Raw genomic sequence first — 22,062 nt, 5'->3', positions numbered from 1 at the left:
AAATCGCTAAATAACGGGGATTTATCAACAAAACTCCCTGAAACGCCCCTCCAATCGTCCAGTTTTCTCATTTTCTTATTACTTTGTGGAGTGAATTGGGTGTTCTGCCCGTATTGACCACAAACAAACTAAATATCCTAATGAGAAAACTGTTACCGCTTTTACTCCTGGCGCTTTTATGCCACGTTGGGTGGGCGCAAATCCCAACGCCCAAGGAGCATTTTGGCTTCAACATTGGCGACGATTACATGCTTGCCACCTACACCCAAACCGAGGCTTATTTTAAAAAATTGGCCACTTCTGACCGTGTTAAATTAGTAAATATTGGTAAAACAGAAGAAGGCCGCGACCAACCTATGTTGATTGTAACGTCGCCCGAAAACCACAAAAAATTGGCGCGTTACCAAGAAATTTCAACCAAAATGGCCCGCGCTGAGGGTCTTACCGATGCCCAAGCCCGCGCCCTTGCCAACGAAGGTAAGGCCATTGTTTGGATTGACGGTGGTATCCACTCCAACGAAACGGTGGCTTGGATGCAGCTCATCGAAACGGCGCATCAGTTGGTTACTCGCAAAGACGCGGAAGTGACTCGTATTCTTGATAATGTGGTAATTTTGATGACTCACATCAACCCCGACGGTCAAGAATTGGTTGCCAATTGGTATATGCGTAATTCGACGCCTGAGAAACGTTCATTGGGACAATTGCCGCGTTTGTACCAGAAATACGCTGGCCACGACAACAACCGTGATTTCTTCATGTTGCAATTGAAAGAAACCCAAAACGTAGGTCGTCAGTTGTTTGTTGACTGGATTCCGCAAATTATGTACAACCACCACCAACGTGGACCAGCAGGTTCGGTATTGGCGGGGCCTCCGTACCGCGATCCGTTCAACTACGTGTTTCACCCGTTGATGATTACGGGAATTGATGCCCTAGGCGCGGCGATGATTAATCGTTTGATTGCCGAAGAAAAACCTGGTTTTACGCGTTTGGGTGGCTCGGTTTTCTCGACTTGGTACAACGGCGGATTGCGTACAACCACGCACTTCCACAACCAAATCGGTTTGTTGACCGAGATTATCGGTGGTCCCACGCCCGAAACAGTGCCTTTGGTACCTAACCGTTTGATTCCGAACGGGAATACGCCGTACCCCGTTACTCCTCAAAAATGGTATTTTAAGCAGTCAATTGATTACTCGGTATCGTGTAATTATGCGGTGTTGGATTATGCCGCTCGTCACCACGACGAATTGTTGTATAATATATATGTAATGGGTAAAAACTCCATTGAGCGTGGTAGCAAAGATTATTGGACACTTTCACCCAAAAAATCGGAAGCCATTGTAGAAGCCCAGAAAAACGATAAAACGGAAAAACCAGCGGCTCCAGAAGCACCCGATCCGTTCGGAATGCGTGGTGGAATCCCTGCCAAGTACTACGACCAAGTGTTGAAAGATCCCAAAACGCGTGACGCACGCGGTTACATCATTCCAGTGGTGCAAGCGGATGTGGCAACAGCAACTAAGTTTGTGAATGCTTTGATTCGCACGGGTATTCAAGTACACAAAGCTACTGCCGATTTTACGGTAGAAGGCAAAACTTACCCCGCAGGTTCGTTCGTGGTAAAAACCGCCCAGTCGTTCCGTCCGCACGTGTTGGATATGTTTGAACCGCAAGATCACCCCAACGACTTCCCTTATCCAGGTGGCCCTCCAACGCGTCCTTACGATGCCGCAGGTTGGACGTTGGCTTACCAAATGGGGGTGAAATTTGACCGTATCTTAAACGGTTTTGATGGGCCATTCCAAGCCATTTCTTACGGAGAGCTTCAGTCAGTAACGGGCAAAGTGGACGCAGCTGCCCCAGCAGGTTATACGTTGAGCAGCCAAGCCAACAACGTTTACATTGCTGTGAATGATTTATTGAGTGCAGGTATTCCAGTATTTCGTTTGCCACAAGGGGCAGGCAGCGCGGAGGCGGGCGCTTTTTATGTACCTGCTTCGGCGAAAGCGAAGCCATTGTTAGAAAAAGCAGCCAAAGAATTGGGCGTGGATGCCGTGGGTGTTGCTAAAAAACCTACGGGAACGTTGGTAAAAGTAGCTCCTTCGCGGATTGCTTTGTGGGATACTTATGGCGGTTCGATGCCTTCGGGTTGGGTACGTTTGTTGATGGAACAATACCGTTTCCCAATGCAAGTAATTTATTCTCAGGAAGTTGATGCGGGCGATTTGCGTAAGAAATTCGATGTCATTGTGTTTGTAACGCGCGCTATTCCTGCGCCACCAAGTGCAGGTCGTGAAAATGACCCGTATGCCGCTTTTGCGGGAAGTGAACCCAAAGCGGACGATATTCCAGCCGAGTTCCGCCCTTCGTTGGGACGTATTACGGCCGATAAGTCGATTCCTCAGTTGAAGAAGTTTATGGAAGAAGGCGGGAAAATTGTGACCATCGGTACCAGTGCCAACCTTGCTTACCACCTTGGTTTGCCAGTGCGTAATGCACTTACCGAAATGACAAATGCAGGGGTAGAGCGCCCATTGCCTGCCGAAAAATACTACATTCCAGGAAGTTTGTTGCGCGTAACGCTCGATTCAACGCAGGCTGCTACGTGGGGAATGGCCAACCAAGCTGACGTCTATTTTGACTCAAGCCCTGTGTTTAAACTAGCCCCTGCGGCCGTTGCCAAAGGTGAGGTAAAACCGTTGATTTGGTTTAGTGCCGACAAGCCGCTCCGCTCAGGATGGGCATGGGGACAAAGCTACCTGCGCGATGGCGTAGCTGCTTTTGAAGCACCAATTGGCTCTGGAAAACTCACTGTTTTTGGGCCAGAAATTACCTTCCGTGCCCAATCACAAGGAACATTTAAACTGTTGTTTAATCAACTTTACACGACCAACTAACGTTTAGTTGGCTCCGTTCAAAACGCCAAGTTGCTTCGGTAGCTTGGCGTTTTTTGTAGTGGTGCGCCCCAAACTGTAATTTGGGGCGAAAAGGTGCAGCGTCTCTGACGCCGTTTTGGGAGCTAAATAATTGTCATTTATTCATAGTAGATGTGTTGAAAAATGTACTTTTTTTTCTATCTTGCTCGCAAGTCTTAAATGCTTAAACCTCAACGTTAACGATTATGAAAAAAAGAACATTAATCTTCTTACTTCACCGCTAACAATAGCTCTCTAAAAGCGGTTTTTCTCCTTTTTGCTGTCCATTTAGTACGTTTTCAAAACGTATGGTTTGGTCATTTTTGCCTATTTAACAATTAATACTCAACGCTTTATGTCTTACAGTAACTCGCAAAAGAATTTGCCACGGGCAATTAGTTTACTTCCCCCAGTGGAATTTTCCGCGCCCGCACTCGAAATGGAAGAAAGTGGGGTAAAAACCTACGTTTTGCCAATTCACGGGCAAGGGGTATTCCTGTTTTCAGTCACCGAACCAGCTAACTTAGAAGGAAAAACTGTATCCATCTCTTTCTGGGATACTTTTTACAAAGATGGCCTTCGCTTTACCCTCGGAGTGGGTACCTTAGAACTGTCGCGGATGTCGGAAGGCACCCCTTTAGCAACCGCCAATACGGGCTTGGTTCAGAACAAAAATGCGTTTTATTGGATAAGTCTTGATGCGCACCAACGCGCTATTAAGTTTGGGGTGGGAGAAGCGCGGTTAGAAACGATGTCGTTTCAATACGTTTTAGAAGGTAAAACGACCGACGAAAACCACGAATTGGTGCGCTTTTTGGAAAAACTCACCACAATTAAAGTAACCTCAGTTGATTCTTTCAAACCCATCAAATTGCTGCGTGACCCCATTGTGCAATCGTCGCCTTTGAGGGTGAAAAATACGGAAGAATTGACCATGGGCGACATTGCCAATAACTCGTTTTTACCTAAATCAAACCTTTCGACCATTGCCCAAAAACTCTACGACAACGTAGCTGGAAAGCGCTTTGTGCTTGATGATGAGTCGTTTCCGCAGTTTTCGCAAGCCATTGAGTACAGCATCGCCAATCCAAACGGTTGGTGCAATGCCACCCTTATCAAAAAAAGCGGCGAGTTTGGTGAGAAGAACCTTAATAAAACCTATTTGCGTATTACCTTGGGAGTCAACAGTGGGGAGTCGCCTGGGGTACCTTACGTGATGGAAATTTGGCCGCCTGGGCATTATTCTCCCATTCACAACCACGCGGGAGCCAATGCCATCATTCGGGTGTTGCACGGGGCGATTTCGGCCAAACTTTTTCCATTTTTAGGGACTGACGACGAAGAAAGTGTCGCAAGTTTTGCGGTGGCTACGTTTTCCAAAGACGATATTACGTGGATTAGCCCCGAAATGAATCAAATCCACCAGCTCAAAAACCTTGATGGCAACGTCGAAACCTGTATTACGATTCAGTGCTACATGTACGATGCGGAGGACCAAACGCACTATGATTATTTCGACTACCTTGGCACAAAAGGGAATACCGAACATTACGAACCCGATTCGGACGCTGATTTTATTTGGTTCAAAGCCCAAATGAAAAGCGAATGGGAAACCCATTTGAAGGAACAGGAAGAACTATTTCTCAAAAGCAATTTATAACTAAAACCCGTCTCAACCGTATGAATTCTCAACGATTTACGAACACCTTGGCCATGGCAGCCGTGGGTGGATTGATGATGCTCGCCTGTAAAAGTGGCTCCGAGCAAACTACTTCTTCGGCTTCTGAAGCCCTCGTTATTACGAGTTCAGCTGCGGGAAATTTCCCTAGCTATTGCCCCATTTTTCCCGTTCCAGCTGGAACCAAAGACACCTTTTCGCTCAGTCAGGCGTATCCTGACACGTTTGATGTGAGCGCAGCTGAACCTTGGATGGAGGTGGATTTTCGTACCGATTATCAAAAATACATGAAAACCGTCCTCTCTTATGCAATGGAAGGCAATTTGGAGGTGGATTTTAATGTACAAAAAAATACAGTTCGGCAGTGGTACAGCGCGCCTTGGATGCACGACGACGGCAAACGCCCTGCCGAAAAAGGCCAAAACTCGGGTCGGGAGTGCTTACACGGTCTCACGCGCGAAATCACCATTCCTGTCGGAACTTTGGCGGCTGCTCAAACCGTGCCTTATCAGACTTACGCCATTGCATTTTATAACCAACCAGGAGGCTACACGATTGGCAAAGTGTGGAAAAATCCTGATAAACCAGCGGTCAAACAAAGCACATTCCCCGAAGGAACGGTCGCTTTTAAATTACTTTTTACCGAAGCAGATACCACGCAAGTGCCTTATTTGGCTAATTCTAAAAAGTGGACGGCTAATATTTTCTATCCTTACAATGCCTACGCCGAGCGGGTCAATAAAGATGTACGGTTGTTGCAGCTCGACATCGCTATCAAAGACGAGCGTGCCACCGAAACTTCGGGCTGGGTCTATGGCACTTTCATTTACGATGCGTCACAGTCGGGCTCGTCGTGGGTGGAACGTATGGTGCCTGTGGGACTCATGTGGGGCGATGATTCGGGCGATTCGACGATGTTGAACGTGTCCAATAAATACAACCCATCGCTCAAGCAATCGGTCATTAACCAGACCTTGCTAACGGTGCCGCCTGCGGGTTCAAACAAAGCGTATGTGACGCACCTTGGGATGGGTGGGCGCATGAACGGCCCCGTGGATAACCCCATTTCTTCGTGTATTTCGTGCCACGCGCGGGCAGCCATCAGCGACGAAGGTGTACCTGCGAGCATTGCCAATTTTGGGGCTAAAAAATATACGTACCAAGATTTTCAAACCTACTTTAGCACTATTCCGTGTGGGGTAACGACGATTACTCAGAAGGACTCAAAAGGCAACGAGACAACCTTTACGACGGGCGATTATTCGTTTCAGTTGGTCAATGGTATCCGTAATTTTATGGCTCTTTTACCACCACCTGCGGCCAAGCAAGGTATGCTCCGAGCTGCAAAACGCAAACCGATTCCAATGGTAAGCCGCGATGGTAGCGTGGATTTGGATTAAGGACTTTTGCAGCAAGAAAGCCCTCTCCAACGACCTTGGAGGGGGTTATTTTTTGAATTGTAATCTAAACAAAGTCCCCTCGTTAGGCTGGCTAGAGACCATGATGTTTCCGCCATTCGTTTCTACCAATTCTTTGACAAGTATGAGGCCAAGTCCTGTCCCTTTTTCGTGGTTTGTGCCGCTTTGAGAACTGTGTTTGTTTAAGTTAAACAATGTTTTTATTTGCTCCTCCGACATCCCAATACCAGTATCTTTTATTTCAATAAACAAATCGTTTTTGTTGGTACTATAATTCAGTTGAATGTGGCCGTTAGAATGAGTGAATTTTATCGCATTATGAAGGAGATTTCTGATGATAATAATAAGGTGGTTTTTGTCAATAGTAAGCTGTAATTGGGAAGGAATTAAATTTTGTATATTTATATTTTTGGTTGTAAAAACGGAGCTCAAAACAGCTGTTTGTTCTTCAATGATTGAATGTACAAGAACTGTTTCTTTTTGGGGGCGAAAACCACTGAGTTGTGAAACAGACCAGTGTAAAACATTTTCCAACATATCATATACGTTACCTAGCTGAAAAGTGAGACTTTGGGCTGATTCTCTAAACTCGTTTTGGCTCAAAGCTCCCCAATTTATGAGCATCAGATAGTTTTTGAGTCCCATGATGGGAGAACGTAAGTCATGGGAAAGAATGGCAAAGAGCTTATCTTTGGTGGAGTTGATGGCTTGGAGTTCTTGTTTTTGAGATTGTTCTCTTCGGTAAAAGTAATAAATAGAGCTACTTAGTGCCAAAATTAATAAAGCAACCGCCGCCGCCAAATAAGTAAATAGCTGTTGTTTTTCTACTTCTTTTTGTTTGATTGCGACATCCCGTTCGGCTTCGGCTTGAATGATTTTCTTTCCTGCATCGTCCGTAAGTCGCTCGATAACTTGCTGATTTTCGATGGCGTGAAATTTTTTATGACATTCGAGGGCAAGGGCGTACTGTTTTTTCTTTTCGTATATTTCTGATAAAAGTTCAAAAGCCGTACCTTTTGCTGGCAAATTAAACCCAACCGTATCGCGAAGCGATGCTACTTCATTGGCGTGTTTGATGGCTAAGTCGAGGCGGTCATTTTTGAAATAGATGGAGGCGACAATCAGTTTGTCGTCTAAATCAAGGTTAGTTGCCGAGATTTTGTCCACTAGAGCCATTGTTTTGGCGTGATACAGGGCTTGTTCTTCTTTTTTATCGGGGTGATTTTTCAGGGCATCTACCAAACTATTATAGGCCGTAATCTTGGTAAAAGGGTCGGCGTTGGTTCGTTCCATTAGTTTAACCAGTCGTCGATTTACAATGACTTGCTCATCCCACTTTTTATCGTTTTCGAGATTTTGTGAAATTGAAATAAAGGGGCCATCAACGGGGTCAGGGGCTTTTTCAAGGTATTCAATCGCCGTGTACATGACTTTATACATTTCGGGGCGGTTGTTCTGGTGGTGATGAATGATTCCCATGGCGTAATAAACCCAGCCATAAATAGGTTATTTTGGGCGTTTTCGGCTTCTATCAACGCTTTTTGCAACCACTGAAAGGCCGTTGACTCATCAACTTTTCCGTACAGATAGGTAAGCGCAATATAGTGAATGGCCTTAAAACGGTTTGTTTTGTCATTGTTCTTTTTGGCCAAACGGTACCCCTCATGGTAAAGTGGCAACAACTCATCTGCTCTATCGGTATATTTTGTCGGTTTTTCGGAAAACAAAATTTGCAGTTTGGCCGTCTCTGAATTTGCCTTTTTGAAGGCGGTGGCAAGTTCATCAAAACTCATCGAGTTTTGGGAGAAAACAAATCCGTGGTAAAAGAAAAAAGTAATTACTAAGAAGCCGATTTTTCTCATAAACGCTTGTGAAAAATATAAACAAGAACAAATATAACGTAAATAGTAGTAGCTATTTTGGCCAAGCGAATAATAATCTGTAGTCTTTAAAAAGATATGTAACTTCTGACTAATAATTTACCCTGAAATGGGTTGGGTTTTGTAGTCTTTTGTGCTGATAAACAGTTGTTTGTGCTTGTTTATGTTGCCCCAGATACAAGGGTGTAATTGGTGGATATATTCGTCTAAAATACCATAAAAATCCTCCAAAAAATAAGGGTTAACCCTTATATCTTTTCGTGTTTTTTTGTTATTTATTTGTAGCTTCAAATTTAACGTACTACGTATATGAAGCTACATTACCTTCCTTCACTCTTTAAATATTGCAAAATTCCCTTTCTTCTTGGCGCATTTTTGCTGTTAGGAATGAGCATTAGTCAACCGCTTTTGGCCCAGAAAATCTGGACGGGCGGGGCAGGGACTGCGGACTGGAATACTGCTAATAACTGGAATCCAGTGGGAGTGCCTACCGTGACCGACGAGGTAGAAATCCAAACGGTGACCACGGGCCTCTTCTACCCAATCATCAGCACCGCCGACGCCAAAGCCAAGTCGGTGATAGTAAACAGTTCCACTACTTTGAGAATAGCCAGTACGGGGCAGCTGACCATCAATGGTTCGAGGAGCTATATTTCAACTGGTTCAGTGTTTGTTTTGGGTACGTTGGAAAACAACGGTAAACTGGCCTTGGGCAATGAGAACACTTTAGGGAACTACGGTTTGTTTAATTCGGGCGTTTTGAACAATAACGCAGGGGCTGAAATAAGCATTGACCGCACGGCGGTGGCGGGACTATCTAATGATCGGACTGGGGTGGTTACAAACGCAGGTAAGATTCTATTGGGCGCAACGCAGACGGTAGGGGAGAGTGGTTTAAGTAACTTTGGTACAGTTGACAACAAAGCAGGGGGATTGCTTCAGATAGATAGATGTAGCACTGTGGGGTTAAGTAATAATATTAGCAGTATGTTTACGAACGAAGGAGTAGTGAAAGTAGGCAGTGTGGAGAGCGTGGGATTTAGGGGTATCTATCAAGCGGGAAATTTTGATAATAAGCTAGGCGGGCAAATCACCGTTGATAGATTTAGCGACTCTGGTATTTTGCAAGAGGGAGGTACCACTAGAAACTATGCGAATATCACCATTGGGGCTATTGCGGGGGGGGGATTCGCAGTAAACAGCAATGCTGCCTTCTCAAACGAAGGATGTAGTGCCTTACTGTCGGTTCAGTCAAACAGTATCATAATCGCGCTTCCTTTGAACAACTCGGGGGTAATCATTGAAAAAGCCTCTAATAATAGTACCATCGGTTCAAATACGGGTTTGGTACAAAATCTCAACGGCGGGACTTTCAACGTAGGTACAGGGCCGAACCCCGTTCTGTCGGTCATTCCAGTGACTCCTACGACCTTCAACGGAGGCGATGGCGCTATCAATATCAAAGGCGTACTCAACGGTACCTACGAAGCGACTTACACCAAAGATGGAGGTAGCCCTATCACCACCAACCTCACCGCCACCGCCAACGAGCTGACTATTCCTGCTTTAGGGGCTGGAAGCTTTGCCATTACGGTAAAAGCCACGAGCTGCTCGACCCTTGAATTTAGCTTATCGACCACGATAGAAAACCCAACGCTCACCCTAAATTCAGTTAGCCAGCCAGTCACTTGTACAGCAAAGGGAAATATAGTGTTTGCCAGCACTGGATATAAAAGCAGTACCCAAACGGTGAGCTACCGCTACCAAGCGACTAGCAGCGCCACCGCCGAAACCCGCACGGCCTCGGTAAACATTCACAGTGATGGCGTGTTTAACTTGGCCAATCTACCGATTGGGATATACAGCGAGTTTGCGATTGGGAACATTAGTGCCACGGGTAGCCGTTTAGTCAATGTGAATGTCTCAGCCACGGAATTAGTCTGGACGGGTTGCGCCAACGCGGACTGGCACAATGCCGCCAACTGGAACAGACTAGCCGTGCCCACCGCTACCGACGATGTAGAAATTTGGCCAACCACCGATGGTAAACCTTATCCAATCATCAGCACCACCGATGCCAAAGCCAAGTGGGTGTCAGTGCTTGTTAATGCTACCTTGACGATTGCCAATACGGGGCAGCTGACCATTAATAGTTCGCGATCTAATCCTTTTCGCAACTCAGTGCATCTTTTGGGCACGTTGGAAAACAACGGTAAGTTGGTTTTGGGTAATGAAAGTACTTTAACAGACTACGGATTATCTAATTTTGGCGTTTTGAATAATAAGGCAGGGGCTGAAATAAGCATTGACCGTACGACGGGCACGGCACTATATAATCTTGGCACTGGGGTGATGACAAACGCAGGTAAGATTCTATTGGGCGCAACGCAGACGATAGGGGAGAGTGGTTTAAGTAACTCGGGTACATTTGACAACAAAGCAGGGGGATTGCTTCAGATAGATAGAAGTAGCGGTGTAGGGCTGTCTTCTCAGAATGGCGCTACGTTTACGAACGAAGGAGTAGTGAAGGTCGGCAGCTTGGAGAGCGTGGGATTTAGGGGTATCTATCAAGCGGGAAATTTTGATAATAAGCTAGGCGGGCAAATCACCGTTGATAGATTTACAAACTTTGGAATTAATCAAGAGGGTGGCACCATTAAAAACTATGCGAGTATTACCATCGGGGCTATTGCGGGTGGGACGGCAGCCGTGTCTAGCAATAGTACCTTCTTAAACGAAGGGTGTAGTGCTTTGCTATCGGTTCAGTCAAACAGTGTCATTTCCACGCTTTCCTTAAGCAACTCGGGGGTAATCATTGAAAAAGGCACTGGTAATAGTACCATCGGTTCCAATACGGGTTTGGTACAAAACCTCAACGGCGGGGTGTTTAACGTAGGTACAGGGCCGAATCCTGTTCTCTCGGCCATTCCTCGGAGTCCTACGACCTTCAACGGGGGGGATGGCTCTATCAATATCCAAGGGCTTCTCAACGGGACGTACGAAGTGACATACATCAAGGACGGCGGTAGCCCTACTACCACTAACCTGACCGCCACTACCAACGAGCTGACTATTCCTGCTTTAGGGGTTGGGAGTTTTGCCATTACGGTGAAAGCAACGAGCTGCTCGACGCTAGAGTTTAGCTTATCGGCCACGATAGTAAACTCAACCCTGACCTTACAAGCAACTAACCGACCAGTCTCTTGTACAGGAACGGGGAGTATTTCGTTTGGTAGCACTGGATACGGCAGCAGTACCCAAACGGTAAACTATAGCTATCAAGCGAGTAGCAGCGCCACGGCCGAAACCCGCACGGCCTCGGTAAACATTGGTAGTGATGGTGGGTTTACCTTGGCTAACTTACCGATTGGGATATACAGCCAATTTGCGATTGGGAGCGTTGTTGCCACGGGTAGCCGCGCAATCAATGTGAAATTCTCTAACACGGCATTAATTTGGACGGGTTGCGCCAACGCAGACTGGCACAATGCGGCCAACTGGAATACACTCGCTGTGCCCACTGCAACCGACGAAGTAGAAATTCAGGAAACGACCGATAGCAAACCTTACCCAATCATTAGTACTACCGACACCCGAGCCAAGTCGGTATATGTGTATGCTAACACTACTTTGACGATTGCCAATACGGGGCAGCTAACCATCAATGGCGCGAGAAGTAGCGGGGTATCCGCCTCAGTATTGGTGGCTGGTACGCTGGTAAACAACGGCAAACTGGTTTTGGGGAACGAAGGCCCGCTAGGGGTGTACGGTTTAATTAGTTTGGGTGTTTTCAACAATAACGCTGGTGCTGAATTAATGATCGACCGTTCAAGAGAGTCAGCGTTGACTAATAATCCTAATGCCGTGATGACAAATGCGGGTACAATCCGAATAGGCCAAACGCAATCAATAGGATTAGTTGGTTGCGAGAACTTTGGTACATTTGACAATAAGGTAGGCGGAATGATTCAGATTGATAGAGCTAGCTCTGTGGGGTTAACTAATCGAATTAATAGTACGTTTACGAATGAAGGGGTAGTGAAAATAGGAAGTGTAGAAAATATAGGGGGAACGGGTATTGGCCAAAATGGGAGTTTTGATAATAAGCAAGGCGGAGAAATTACCATTGATAGATTTCTGACTGTAGGGATTTATAATCAAGTAGGGACGTTTAGAAACTATGCGAGCATCATTATCGGAGCCATTGCAGGGGGAACTTCTGGGGTAATTAATACTGGTACTTTTTCAAACGAAGGCTGCGGTTCTTTGCTCTCAGTTCAGTCCAATAGCACTATTACTACTTCAGGTACTACTACCAACGCAGGTATAATCATTGAAAACGCTTCGGGTACTAGTGGAATTACAACAAATACAGGGTTAGTACAAAACCTGAATGGAGGTACGTTTACAATTCAACAGTCGGCACTATCTCTGCCTGTTTTGAGTGCGGTAGGGATTCCACCTTCCAACTGTCCTACCAACAACAACGGGAGTGTATCAGTGGTAGGAGTAGAAGCCAACACCGAGTATATCGTGGTTCTTGGTGCGGGCGGTACCCCCCAAACCCTTACCTCTAACGCCAATGGCCAACTGAGTGTGGGTAATTTATCAGTAGGAACATATACCTTCACGCTCAAAAAAGGCTGTTGGTCCCAAGCAATTAGTGTCACAGCTACGATAGCAGCACCAACTTTGACCAATGGAAGTTCTACCATTGGCGCAACTTGTACAACAGCGGGTCGTATTGTATTTGATACCAATTTGGGCTTCACTAGTACACCAACTACCTATCCTGCTACTTTCAAACGTAACGGGGTAAGTCAATCGGGACAACTCTCGATCAATAATAGTTCAGGTACTATCAATTCGATTATCCTCGTATCAGAGGAAGGCTATTATTCAGATATTAAGGTGCAATACGGCACTTGTGAAGTGACGTATGTGGGGACAGTATATGTGGCTGGAGCAGTTTCTTCGCCTACAATCACTCCTCCTACTGCCTGTGCAACTACGAATGGAAGTGTGCGATTTGCTACTTCTGTTGATGCGGGTACATATACGTTGAATTATAAAAAGAATGGAGAGTCTGCCACTGCTTCTATAACGGTTGTGGCGGCAGGTAGAGCGAAATCCTTCACCCTCTCTGACTTAGGCGTAGGTGTTTATACCGATTTTTCATTAACGGCAGGGTCTTGTACCATTACCTATTCGCCTATTATCCGCGTTGGCGATTTGCCCAACCCTTCGGTGAGTGGTACGACGGCCGTTACAACTCTGGGAGGTACCGATGGTAATATTAAACTGTCGGGCTTGGCGGTAAGCAAAAGTTATAGCATTAGCTACCAAAAAGACGGAGCTACGGCCACTACCACCACGGCTAGTTCGGATGCTGATGGCAATTTGACCATTCCTAATTTGGGAGGAGGAAATTATACCAATATCATTTTGACGATTAGTGGTTGTAGCAGCAGCCCGCTTTCGGCTACGGTTAATGCGCCTACTGCGCCAGTTGTGTATTCCTTCGCGTACAGTTCGACGGTGGCGCCAAGCGGTTGTGGTACGACAGACGGCGCCCTTGTGTTTACCACCAACTTGCCCGTCGGGACGAATGCTTACACGCTTGACTATACATCATTTGGTAGTCCATACATGGCCACCATTTCGGTGACGGCGGCCAGCGGAGGAGGCAATACCTTCACCTTGTCAGGACTTGGTGCAGGTAGCTACCGAGATTTTTCTATCATGTACAACGGCAACAGACTGTCACTGGAGGGTATTTATAACTTATCCAATCCTGATAAACCGACGTTTGCCGTAGGTACGAAAACCTCGCCGACTAGCTGCAACGCCACCGATGGTAGCATTCAGTTGACGGGCTTGGTGGCGAGTACGAATTACGGTATTAGCTACCAAAAAGACGGCGGAACGGCGGTCACGGTGACGGTGGGCAGCGATGCTTCAGGGAATTTGGTGATTGTTGGTTTGGGCGCAGGAGCTTATACGAACATTAAAGTGACGTTGAAGGGTTGCCAAAGCGTAGCCGCCACGGCGACGATTAGTGCCCCTACGTTTACCATGACCCAAACCAGCAGCAGCAACCCCACTACTTGCGGTGCAACGGACGGTTCTATTTCATTCTCAACCAGTTTGCCGACGGGAACATATACCTTGGCTTACAAGAAAAATGGAGAAGTCCAATCAGCTCCTATTTTGATAGGAACACCACGCGGGCGGGTGTCGGCAGTGGGTAATACTTTTACCCTGACTGACCTTGGCGCAGGTAGTTACAGTGATTTCAAAATTATGTATAATGGTTGTGAAGTAACCTTGGCGGGGCCATATACGTTGTCGGCGCCGTCGTTGGCCACAGCAACCATTTCGGGGACTGTAACGGTATGCCAAAATGCGCCAGCCGCCACCATTACTTTCATGGGGGCAAATGGAACGGGTAGCTATACTTTTGGATATAAAATCAACGGCGGGATTTTGCAAAGCGTTTCAACGTCCAGTGGGTCTAATACCGCCACGCTTACACAACCAACTACGACGGTTGGGGTATTTTCTTATGAATTGGTTAGTGTAGCAGATGCCAACTGTAGCCAAACCCAAACGGGTAGCGCAGCGGTAACGGTACAAGGCAAGCCAACCATCACATTATCAGCCCTTCAGCAAACGTTGGTAGAAGGCAATAACCCTGTTCTTTGCGACACCGATGCAAATCCTGTGAACAGTTTGCAGTTTAATATTTCGGGTTTGTGCGTGGTTGGTTCTCCCGTATGGCGCGTACAAGTGGGCAGTGGCGCATGGAGCGACTGGTCAACCAGTTCACCAGTGACCCAGTCATCCAATAACCAACTCCACCGCTACCAAGCGGCTTGTGACGGGAATTGTGCCTCGACTTATTCGGGTGTGATTACCTTGACGATTACTGGTCGTGCTTCAGTGCCACAGAACGTGTCGCTCTTGGTGGATGGTGTGACAGTGGCCGTAGGAGAAACCAAGGAAGTATGTAGTTTGGCCAACAATACGATTATTTTTAATGCCAATTGCGCGGCTGGCGAAGTAACACTTTATTCGGTCGATGGCGGTGAATATTCATCGGGTGTTCCCACGGGCTTGGTGGATAATCAGTATCATAACTACCGCGTACGCTGCCGCAAATCAGACGGAACACCATCGTGTGTGGAAAGTGAGTCGGGCGTCATGCGGTTGAAATTGGTGGCTATTCCAAATGCGCCGACGGTATCGCTGTCGTCATCGACAAGTTGCGACGCAGCGGCAAGTTTCAGTGGACAGTCGAGTTGTGGTAGTTTGCGAACGGTTTGGTACAATGCTACGACGAACATGGTTTTACCAAACTTACCGACAAACGCTCCGAGTGCAACAACGTCTTATTATGCGCGTTGCCAAACGGAAAACGGTTGCGTGAGTGAGAAGAGTAATGTAGTAACCTTCACGCCAACGTCCACGCAAGCAGCGCCAGTGATAACGGTGAGTCAAGAGATTGTGTGTACAGGCACGACGGTGCGGGTTTCGGCCAATTGTCCTTCGGGTAGTCAAACGTTCTGGAATACAGGCGTAACAACGCCAAGTTTTGAAGTAGCATTCAACAACGTTACCAAGCAGACGTACTGGGCCAAGTGTGTTTTTGCGGGTGGTTGTCAAAGTGCGGAAAGTGCTCGTAAGGATATTTATTGGAATGCTTTTGTGGTGACGTTGATCAATGTGGGTGAAACGAAATCATCGGTAAAAACCAACGACCGTAATGCTTGGAGCAGTCAGTTTATCACGCGCGACGGTGGGCCTGAATTGGAGCAAAGTACGCAAGTGACCCCAACGTTGTATTATGTAGAGAATGCCAACAAGGTAGCCCCTCGTTACTGGACAATCAACGTAGAGACGTGCGGTTTAGGGACGAATGGTTCGGTTACTTTTGACATGCAGGCCGTTCCAGAGATGGGCGTGATACGCTCGTTCAACACGCACGAGAACAACGCGCCGTATTTTATGTATGCCAACCGCGAAGGCTGGACGGAGTTGTACGCCCAAAACCATCCAGCTTACGGTTTTTACCAAGACAACGGAGCAGGCGGTAACGTATATGATTCAGGGTTACCGAAAGGTTTGTACAAATTAGGCATTCGTTACTGGGACATGAAGGGCTGGGGTAGCATTTTCCCATCGACTCGCAAACCGCAAGGCAATGTGTTGGCTTACCAAGAGTACTGGTTCCGAATCCAATCAAAAGATGGAGTAGGCGTAGGAGCCGCGAGAACAGCAGACAGCGATTTGTCACCTTGGCGGTTCGCCGATGCGAAGGGTCTAAAACCTGCTGATAACATTTTTGCCCAAGTGATGCCAAATCCTGTTTCATCTGTTTTGCGTTTACAGGTGCAAGACAGCAAAGGAAAAGTGGTTCAAACTACGTTGACGGATGCCTCGGGGCGTCAGGTGTTGCGACGTGATTTTGTGCCTGAAACCAACAGTCACCTAGAAGAATTTGAAGTGAGTGAGTTGGCAAGCGGAATGTATTTCTTACAAGTAAATGCAGCTGGGAAACAGCAAGTGTTGAAAGTAGTAAAAGTGAAATAAGTGATAGGGGGGGAGGGGCATCAATAACCCTCCCCTTTGTTTTGTTTGGGGCTAGACCATGTAGTTTTTTTGTACCTATAAAGCATACGATGGTTTAGTAGGTGATTGATAAAGTGTTGATAGATAGGTATATGTTGGTGCTTTAAGAGGTAGAGCGACTTACAAAATATCATAAAAGTATCCCAAAAAATAAGGGTTAACCCTTATATCTTTTCGTATTTTTTTACTATTTATTTGTGGCTTCAATTTTAAAGTACCACGTGTATGAAGCTACATTACCTTATTTCATTCTTTAAGAGTTACAAACCTACCTTCTTTCTCAGCTTGTGCTTGCTGTTAGAAATGAGCATCAGCCAACCACTGTTAGCTCAAACGCAAACGTTCAATCCTACTTACGATATGAGTAGTGAGGGAAATATACAAACCTTCACCGTACCCACGGGGGTTACGAGCCTGACCATTACGGCCAAAGGTTCTGTCGGCGGTGGCACATCGGGTGGCAAAGGAGCTACGATGAAAGCAACGTTTGCCGTTACACCTGGCGAATTACTAAAAATAGTGGTGGGAGCTAAAGGCCACAGCAGTACAAATAATGCTAATTACGGCGGTGGCGGCGGCGGTAGTTTTGTGGCGGTTGGCGACATCAACGCAGCGAATCTACTCATAGCTGCTGGCGGCGGCGGTGGCGGCGGGCTGACACCTGGCGGCGATGCTTCGACTACTGCTGGCAGCGGTGACGGTGGGGCTGCTGGTAATGGAATGGTTGGCGGAGGTGGTGGCGGTGCAGGTATCAACGGTTATGGAGAAGATGCTGGATTAGACAACCCCTGCTGTGGAGGCTTCATCTTATCAGGTGGGGGTGATCGCAATGGCGGAGCTGTTGGTGGCTTTGGTGGTGGCGGTGGTGCAAGCCGTGGCGGCGGCGGAGGTGGAGGGTACAGTGGTGGTGCAGGCGGAAACGAGTCCGAAAATGCTGGCGGCGGCGGCGGTAGTTCTTATACCAAAAGTAGTGCTGCGGGGGTGTCTGCTTCTGTTAACAATACGGGCGTGGGACAGGTCATTATTGAGTGGACGGCACCCATCCCCACCGACCGCTTTGTAACCACTTGGGTAAATACCACAGGCCCGATGCTCAGGTTATTCTTCAACGCCCTGACCACTGGAAGTGTCAACTACAGCTATACCACCAACCTAGGCAAAAGCGGTGGTGGTACATTTACCAGTGCAAGCATCAATATAGGCTTAGAAATATCACTGGGCAACACCATAGCCGCCAACGAGGTGGTTACCTTGGTAATGGAGCCAAGTAATTTGAAGCAAGTGCAATTAGGAACAGTAGGTAATACCCCATCGGGAGCAAGGCTATTACTTACCGGTGTTACCCAATGGGGTAGCACCGCCTGGGTCAGTATGGAAACAGCATTTAGGTATTGCGAAAACCTAAATATTACCGCTACCGATGTGCCCAACTTAAGCAGTGTAAGCAGCATGCGCGAAATGTTCGATGGATGTAATAAACTAAATGGCCCTGCCAGTATAGGCAGCTGGAACACCACCAGTGTTACCGATATGAGTAATATGTTCAACAATGCAAATCTGTTTAACCAAAACATAGGCAACTGGAACACCGCCAATGTTACCAATATGAAATATATGTTTTCTAGCGCTGCTGCCTTTAACCAAAACATAGGCAATTGGAACACCGCCAATGTTACCGATATGAGCGGCATGTTTAGTAACGCTGGTACTTTTAATCAGCCTATTGGCGCATGGAACACCGCCAATGTTACCAACATGGGAAATATGTTTATTGGTGCTACTAGCTTTAATCAAGACATAGGCTACAATGCCACTACTGGAGCGTGGAACACTGGCAATGTTACCAATATGAACACTATGTTTTTTAACGCCACCGCCTTTAACCAAAACATAGGCAGCTGGAACACCGCCAAAGTTACCGATATGGGCGGTATGTTTGAATCTGCCACGGCCTTTAATCAAAATATTGGTACTTGGAACACGGCAGCAGTCACCAACATGAGCAGTATGTTTCGAAGTGCCACTGTTTTTAACCAAGACATAGGCTACAATGCCACTACTGGGGCGTGGAACACTGGCAAGGTTACCAATATGAGCAATATGTTTCAAAGTGCCACCGCTTTTAATCAGCCTATAGGCACTTGGAACACAGGAGCTGTTACCAATATGAGCAATATGTTCAATGGGGCAACTGCTTTTAACCAGCCCATAGGCAGCTGGAACACCGCAGCGGTTACCAATATGAGCAATATGTTTAATGGTGCTACTGCCTTTAACCAAGCTGTAGGCACTTGGAATGTAAGCAAGGTAACAAACATGCGATCAATCTTTAGTGGCGCAAGCGCTTTTAACCAAAACATAGGCACTTGGACTTTGGCACCTACGGCAGATATAAGAAACTTGCTCGATAACAGCGGGATGGATTGCCAAAACTACAGTGCCACCTTGGTAGGCTGGGCCAATAACCCAGCTACGCCCAATGGCAGAACTATAGGGGCCAGTGGCCGCCAATACGGCACCGATGCGGTAGCAGCGCGTACCTTACTAGATATTGATAAAACATGGAATTTTAGTGGCGATGCCAGCAGCGGCATGGCTTGCCTACCCACCCCCACCCTCAGCAGCATCGCCAACCAAGCCACTTGCGATGGGCAAACCATCAGCAACATAGCCATTACCCTTGGGGTTGACTTAGAAGCTGTGTTAAGCGCAAGCGATGATAATACCAACCTAAACCCCACCTATACCTTTGGCGGCACAGGTGCCAACCGCACCTTAACCATAGCCACCGTAGCTGGTCAAGTGGGTGCCACCACCGTAACCGTAACGGCCATGGGTAGCTTTGGTACTTCGACTACCCGTACGTTTTTATTGGAAGTGGGGAATAAAAAGGCAGGTTACACCGCAGGCACCGAAACCAATGTAATACCCGAAGAAAATGGGATAAGCGGGCTGGCCATAGCCAATGATGGGAAAATATACGTGGGATTGGCCAGTACTATTAACAAAATAAAACAGTACAATGCCACAGGTGGATTGGTCAATGCCGATTACATTTCCTTAAACGCTCCTCGGGTTCTCCATTTTGGTGCCGATGGTAAGTTGTATGCCCTAAGCAATGGCAAAGATATCCGCAAATACAACGGACAAACCTTGGAGCAGTCGATTGACTTTGTTACCATATCAAGTACTGATTTGGTAACAAATGCGGCTGGTGATGTGTTTTACGTAAACACCCAATCTAAGCCCTTGGGTGGTGTGTTTAAACTACCTGCTAACTTTACCCAAGGCCCGCCCAAAACCGATTACACTATCATTATTAACGATCTTGCAAGCCCTACCAGTTTGGCATTGTCGCCCGATGGCAGTACCCTATATGTGCCAATTACTAGTGAAAATCGGGTAATTAAAGTGAATGCCGATGGCAGCAACGCAAGCGATTTTATTTTAACGACAAATCCATATAATGTTGCTTTTGATAAATCGGGCCAATTGTGGTTGCGACACAATGGCAAACTGTCGTGGGTAGGCTCCAATGGTGAGTTAAATACCGTAATCAACAGCGGATTTAGTCTTGGTACATTAAGATTTGATGCCGATGGAAATATTTATGGTTTAAGAGGTTCAGGGTCTTCACAGGGTGTGTACAAATACACCATTACTAAAACAGCCACCTACGAGACATGCAACGCCAAGCCAGTATTTAACCCCACTACGTTGGCCAATCGAACGCTTTGTGTAAGCCCAACGCAAGTGTCTTTATCCAATACTTCAATAACGGTAACAGACCCCGATGGTAGCATCGCCAGCACGGTGGTCACAAGCAGCAACCCCAGCTTAATCGTGGCCACTAATGCAGGCGGCACAGCTTCGGCCGTGCAGTTATCGCTGACCCAGCAAGCCAACCAAAGCGGCACGGCGACGATCAGCATCGAAAGTACGGATGACCGTGGGGCAAAAAGCACTTTGCAGTTTGAGGTACGAGTAAATGCTATCCAATTAGACAATACCACGGTTACCGATGTGTTGTGTTATGGCAACAGCACAGGCGCGCTTACGGTCACACCGACAGGCGGCAGTGAGCCTTACAGCTATATTTGGACGAAAGGTGGCAGCCCCGTGGGGACAAATAGCCCGACGATTACGGCCCAAAGTGCAGGGGTGTACAACGTTACGGTAAGCGATCAATTTGGGTGCTCGGCCAACCGCAACCTCACCATCAACCAACCCGCAGCCGCTTTAACATTAACCAAAGAAAGCACCAACATTAGCTGCTATGGTTTAAACAATGGAACGGCCAGCGTGACCCCAAGTGGCGGTACAGGTCCTTACTATTACGATTGGCGCGACATTGGAGCAACGCCTTTCAGTAGTAACCAATCTGTGACTAATCGTGCACCAGGTTATTACACCGTAAGGGTAAGTGATGCCAAAGGTTGTAACGCCGAAGCGAACTTTACCCTGACCCAACCAGCAGAGATAGTAATCAGCCGAAACCCTACCGATGCCGTTGTATGTCAGGGCACCGATGCCTCTTTGACGGCAGAAGCCACAGGCGGGACACTAACGTACCAGTGGTATAGACTTACCATTGCCAACGGAGAAACCGCCGCTCTCACCAACGGCACCACTTACCAAAACGTAACGACCACAACGCTCACGATACGTGGTAGCGTCGCTGACAACGGGTTGTATCGTTATTTTATGCGGGCCAGCCAAAGCGAAAGTTGCTTCAAAAACAGCGGTAATGCCACCGTCACGGTCAATCCCGTGCCTAATTCGATAGCGACCCCGCCAGCGCAAACCATTTGTTCGGCAGGTATCATTCCTCCCATCGTACTCAGTAGTAATATCTTGGGAACGACCTATACGTGGACAAGAGACAATACCGATAAAGTGACGGGCCTCAGTGCGAGTGGTAGTGGTGGCACTATCAGCGGGTCTTTGACCAACACGACCAACGCCCCCGTAACGGTGACTTTCACCATTACCCCTACGGCTCCAGTAAGCAACTGCCCTGGCATACCCACCACAGCCACGGTAACAGTTGACCCAGTGACTATGGGTGGTAGCATAGCAGGCTCGGCGACGGTGTGTTCGGGAACAAACTCGACAGCCTTAACTTTATCAAACCAAGTAGGATCAATTCAAAAATGGCAGTCATCGCTGACGTCTGATTTTGCAGTTGTGACCGATATTGCGAATACGACTACGGGCTTTACGGCGACCAATTTGACCCAAACGGCCTATTACCGAGCGGGGGTTCAAAGCGGGGTTTGTGCGCCAGCGTTTTCTTCGACGGCCACGGTGACGGTAAATCCGCTGCCGACGGCGACGATTTCAGGCACAACGACGGTGTGTCAGAATGCTAGTTCGCCATCGGTCACGTTTACGGGAGCAGGAGCGACAGCGCCTTATACGTTTACCTACAAAATTGGCGACGGTGAACCTCAGATGGTGAAAACGAGCAGTGGTAACAGCGTTACGGTTTCGGTACCAACGACAACGGCGGGTGTATTTACCTATACTTTATT

The 22,062-nt window shown here is 47.2% G+C and carries 6 protein-coding genes; 5 read left to right on the top strand and 1 reads right to left on the bottom strand.

The genetic code is table 11. The features are described 5' to 3' along the window. Window positions 1-140: 140 nt before the first annotated feature. The 3 genes from K339_RS0129710 to K339_RS35305 all read left to right on the top strand — a co-directional run bounded on the left by K339_RS0129710 (window position 141) and on the right by K339_RS35305 (window position 5,999). On the top strand, window positions 141-2,903 hold the full coding sequence (locus tag K339_RS0129710) for a M14 family metallopeptidase (RefSeq protein WP_028526848.1): 2,763 nt from the start codon (window positions 141-143) through the stop codon (window positions 2,901-2,903). 373 nt (window positions 2,904-3,276) lie between these two features. Then, window positions 3,277-4,581 (top strand): cysteine dioxygenase, encoded by a 1,305-nt coding sequence (locus tag K339_RS36375; RefSeq protein ID WP_157607797.1) that lies wholly within the window; start codon window positions 3,277-3,279, stop codon window positions 4,579-4,581. Between the two features lie 20 nt (window positions 4,582-4,601). Then, on the top strand, window positions 4,602-5,999 hold the full coding sequence (locus K339_RS35305; RefSeq protein ID WP_157607795.1) for a hypothetical protein: 1,398 nt from the start codon (window positions 4,602-4,604) through the stop codon (window positions 5,997-5,999). A 45-nt stretch (window positions 6,000-6,044) separates the two neighbouring features. On the opposite strand, the gene K339_RS0129695 is transcribed toward K339_RS35305, so the two are convergent. Then, window positions 6,045-7,496, bottom strand: coding sequence for a tetratricopeptide repeat-containing sensor histidine kinase (locus tag K339_RS0129695; protein ID WP_084332357.1), 1,452 nt, complete (start codon window positions 7,494-7,496; stop codon window positions 6,045-6,047). 710 nt (window positions 7,497-8,206) lie between these two features. On the opposite strand from K339_RS0129695, the gene K339_RS0129685 reads away from it, so the two are divergent. Next, window positions 8,207-16,489 carry a DUF8693 domain-containing protein gene (locus K339_RS0129685; RefSeq protein ID WP_028526845.1) on the top strand — a complete coding sequence of 2,761 codons (8,283 nt, stop codon included), beginning with the start codon at window positions 8,207-8,209 and terminating at the stop codon, window positions 16,487-16,489. A gap of 264 nt (window positions 16,490-16,753) precedes the next feature. Next, the coding region (locus tag K339_RS36370; RefSeq protein WP_157607793.1) for a BspA family leucine-rich repeat surface protein at window positions 16,754-22,062 on the top strand (5,309 nt) is incomplete at its 3' end.

Source organism: Runella limosa DSM 17973, assembly GCF_000482465.1.
Taxonomy (GTDB): domain Bacteria; phylum Bacteroidota; class Bacteroidia; order Cytophagales; family Spirosomataceae; genus Runella; species Runella limosa.
The sequence above is the reverse complement of the archived record's forward strand: the minus strand, read 5'-3'. Positions and strand labels throughout refer to the sequence as shown.

Coding starts and splice junctions, on each gene's coding strand:
- K339_RS0129710 (WP_028526848.1), top strand. CDS start 141: ATGAGAAAACTGTTACCGCTTTTACTCCTGGCGCTTTTATGCCACGTT.
- K339_RS36375 (WP_157607797.1), top strand. CDS start 3,277: ATGTCTTACAGTAACTCGCAAAAGAATTTGCCACGGGCAATTAGTTTA.
- K339_RS35305 (WP_157607795.1), top strand. CDS start 4,602: ATGAATTCTCAACGATTTACGAACACCTTGGCCATGGCAGCCGTGGGT.
- K339_RS0129695 (WP_084332357.1), bottom strand. CDS start 7,496: ATGGGAATCATTCATCACCACCAGAACAACCGCCCCGAAATGTATAAA.
- K339_RS0129685 (WP_028526845.1), top strand. CDS start 8,207: ATGAAGCTACATTACCTTCCTTCACTCTTTAAATATTGCAAAATTCCC.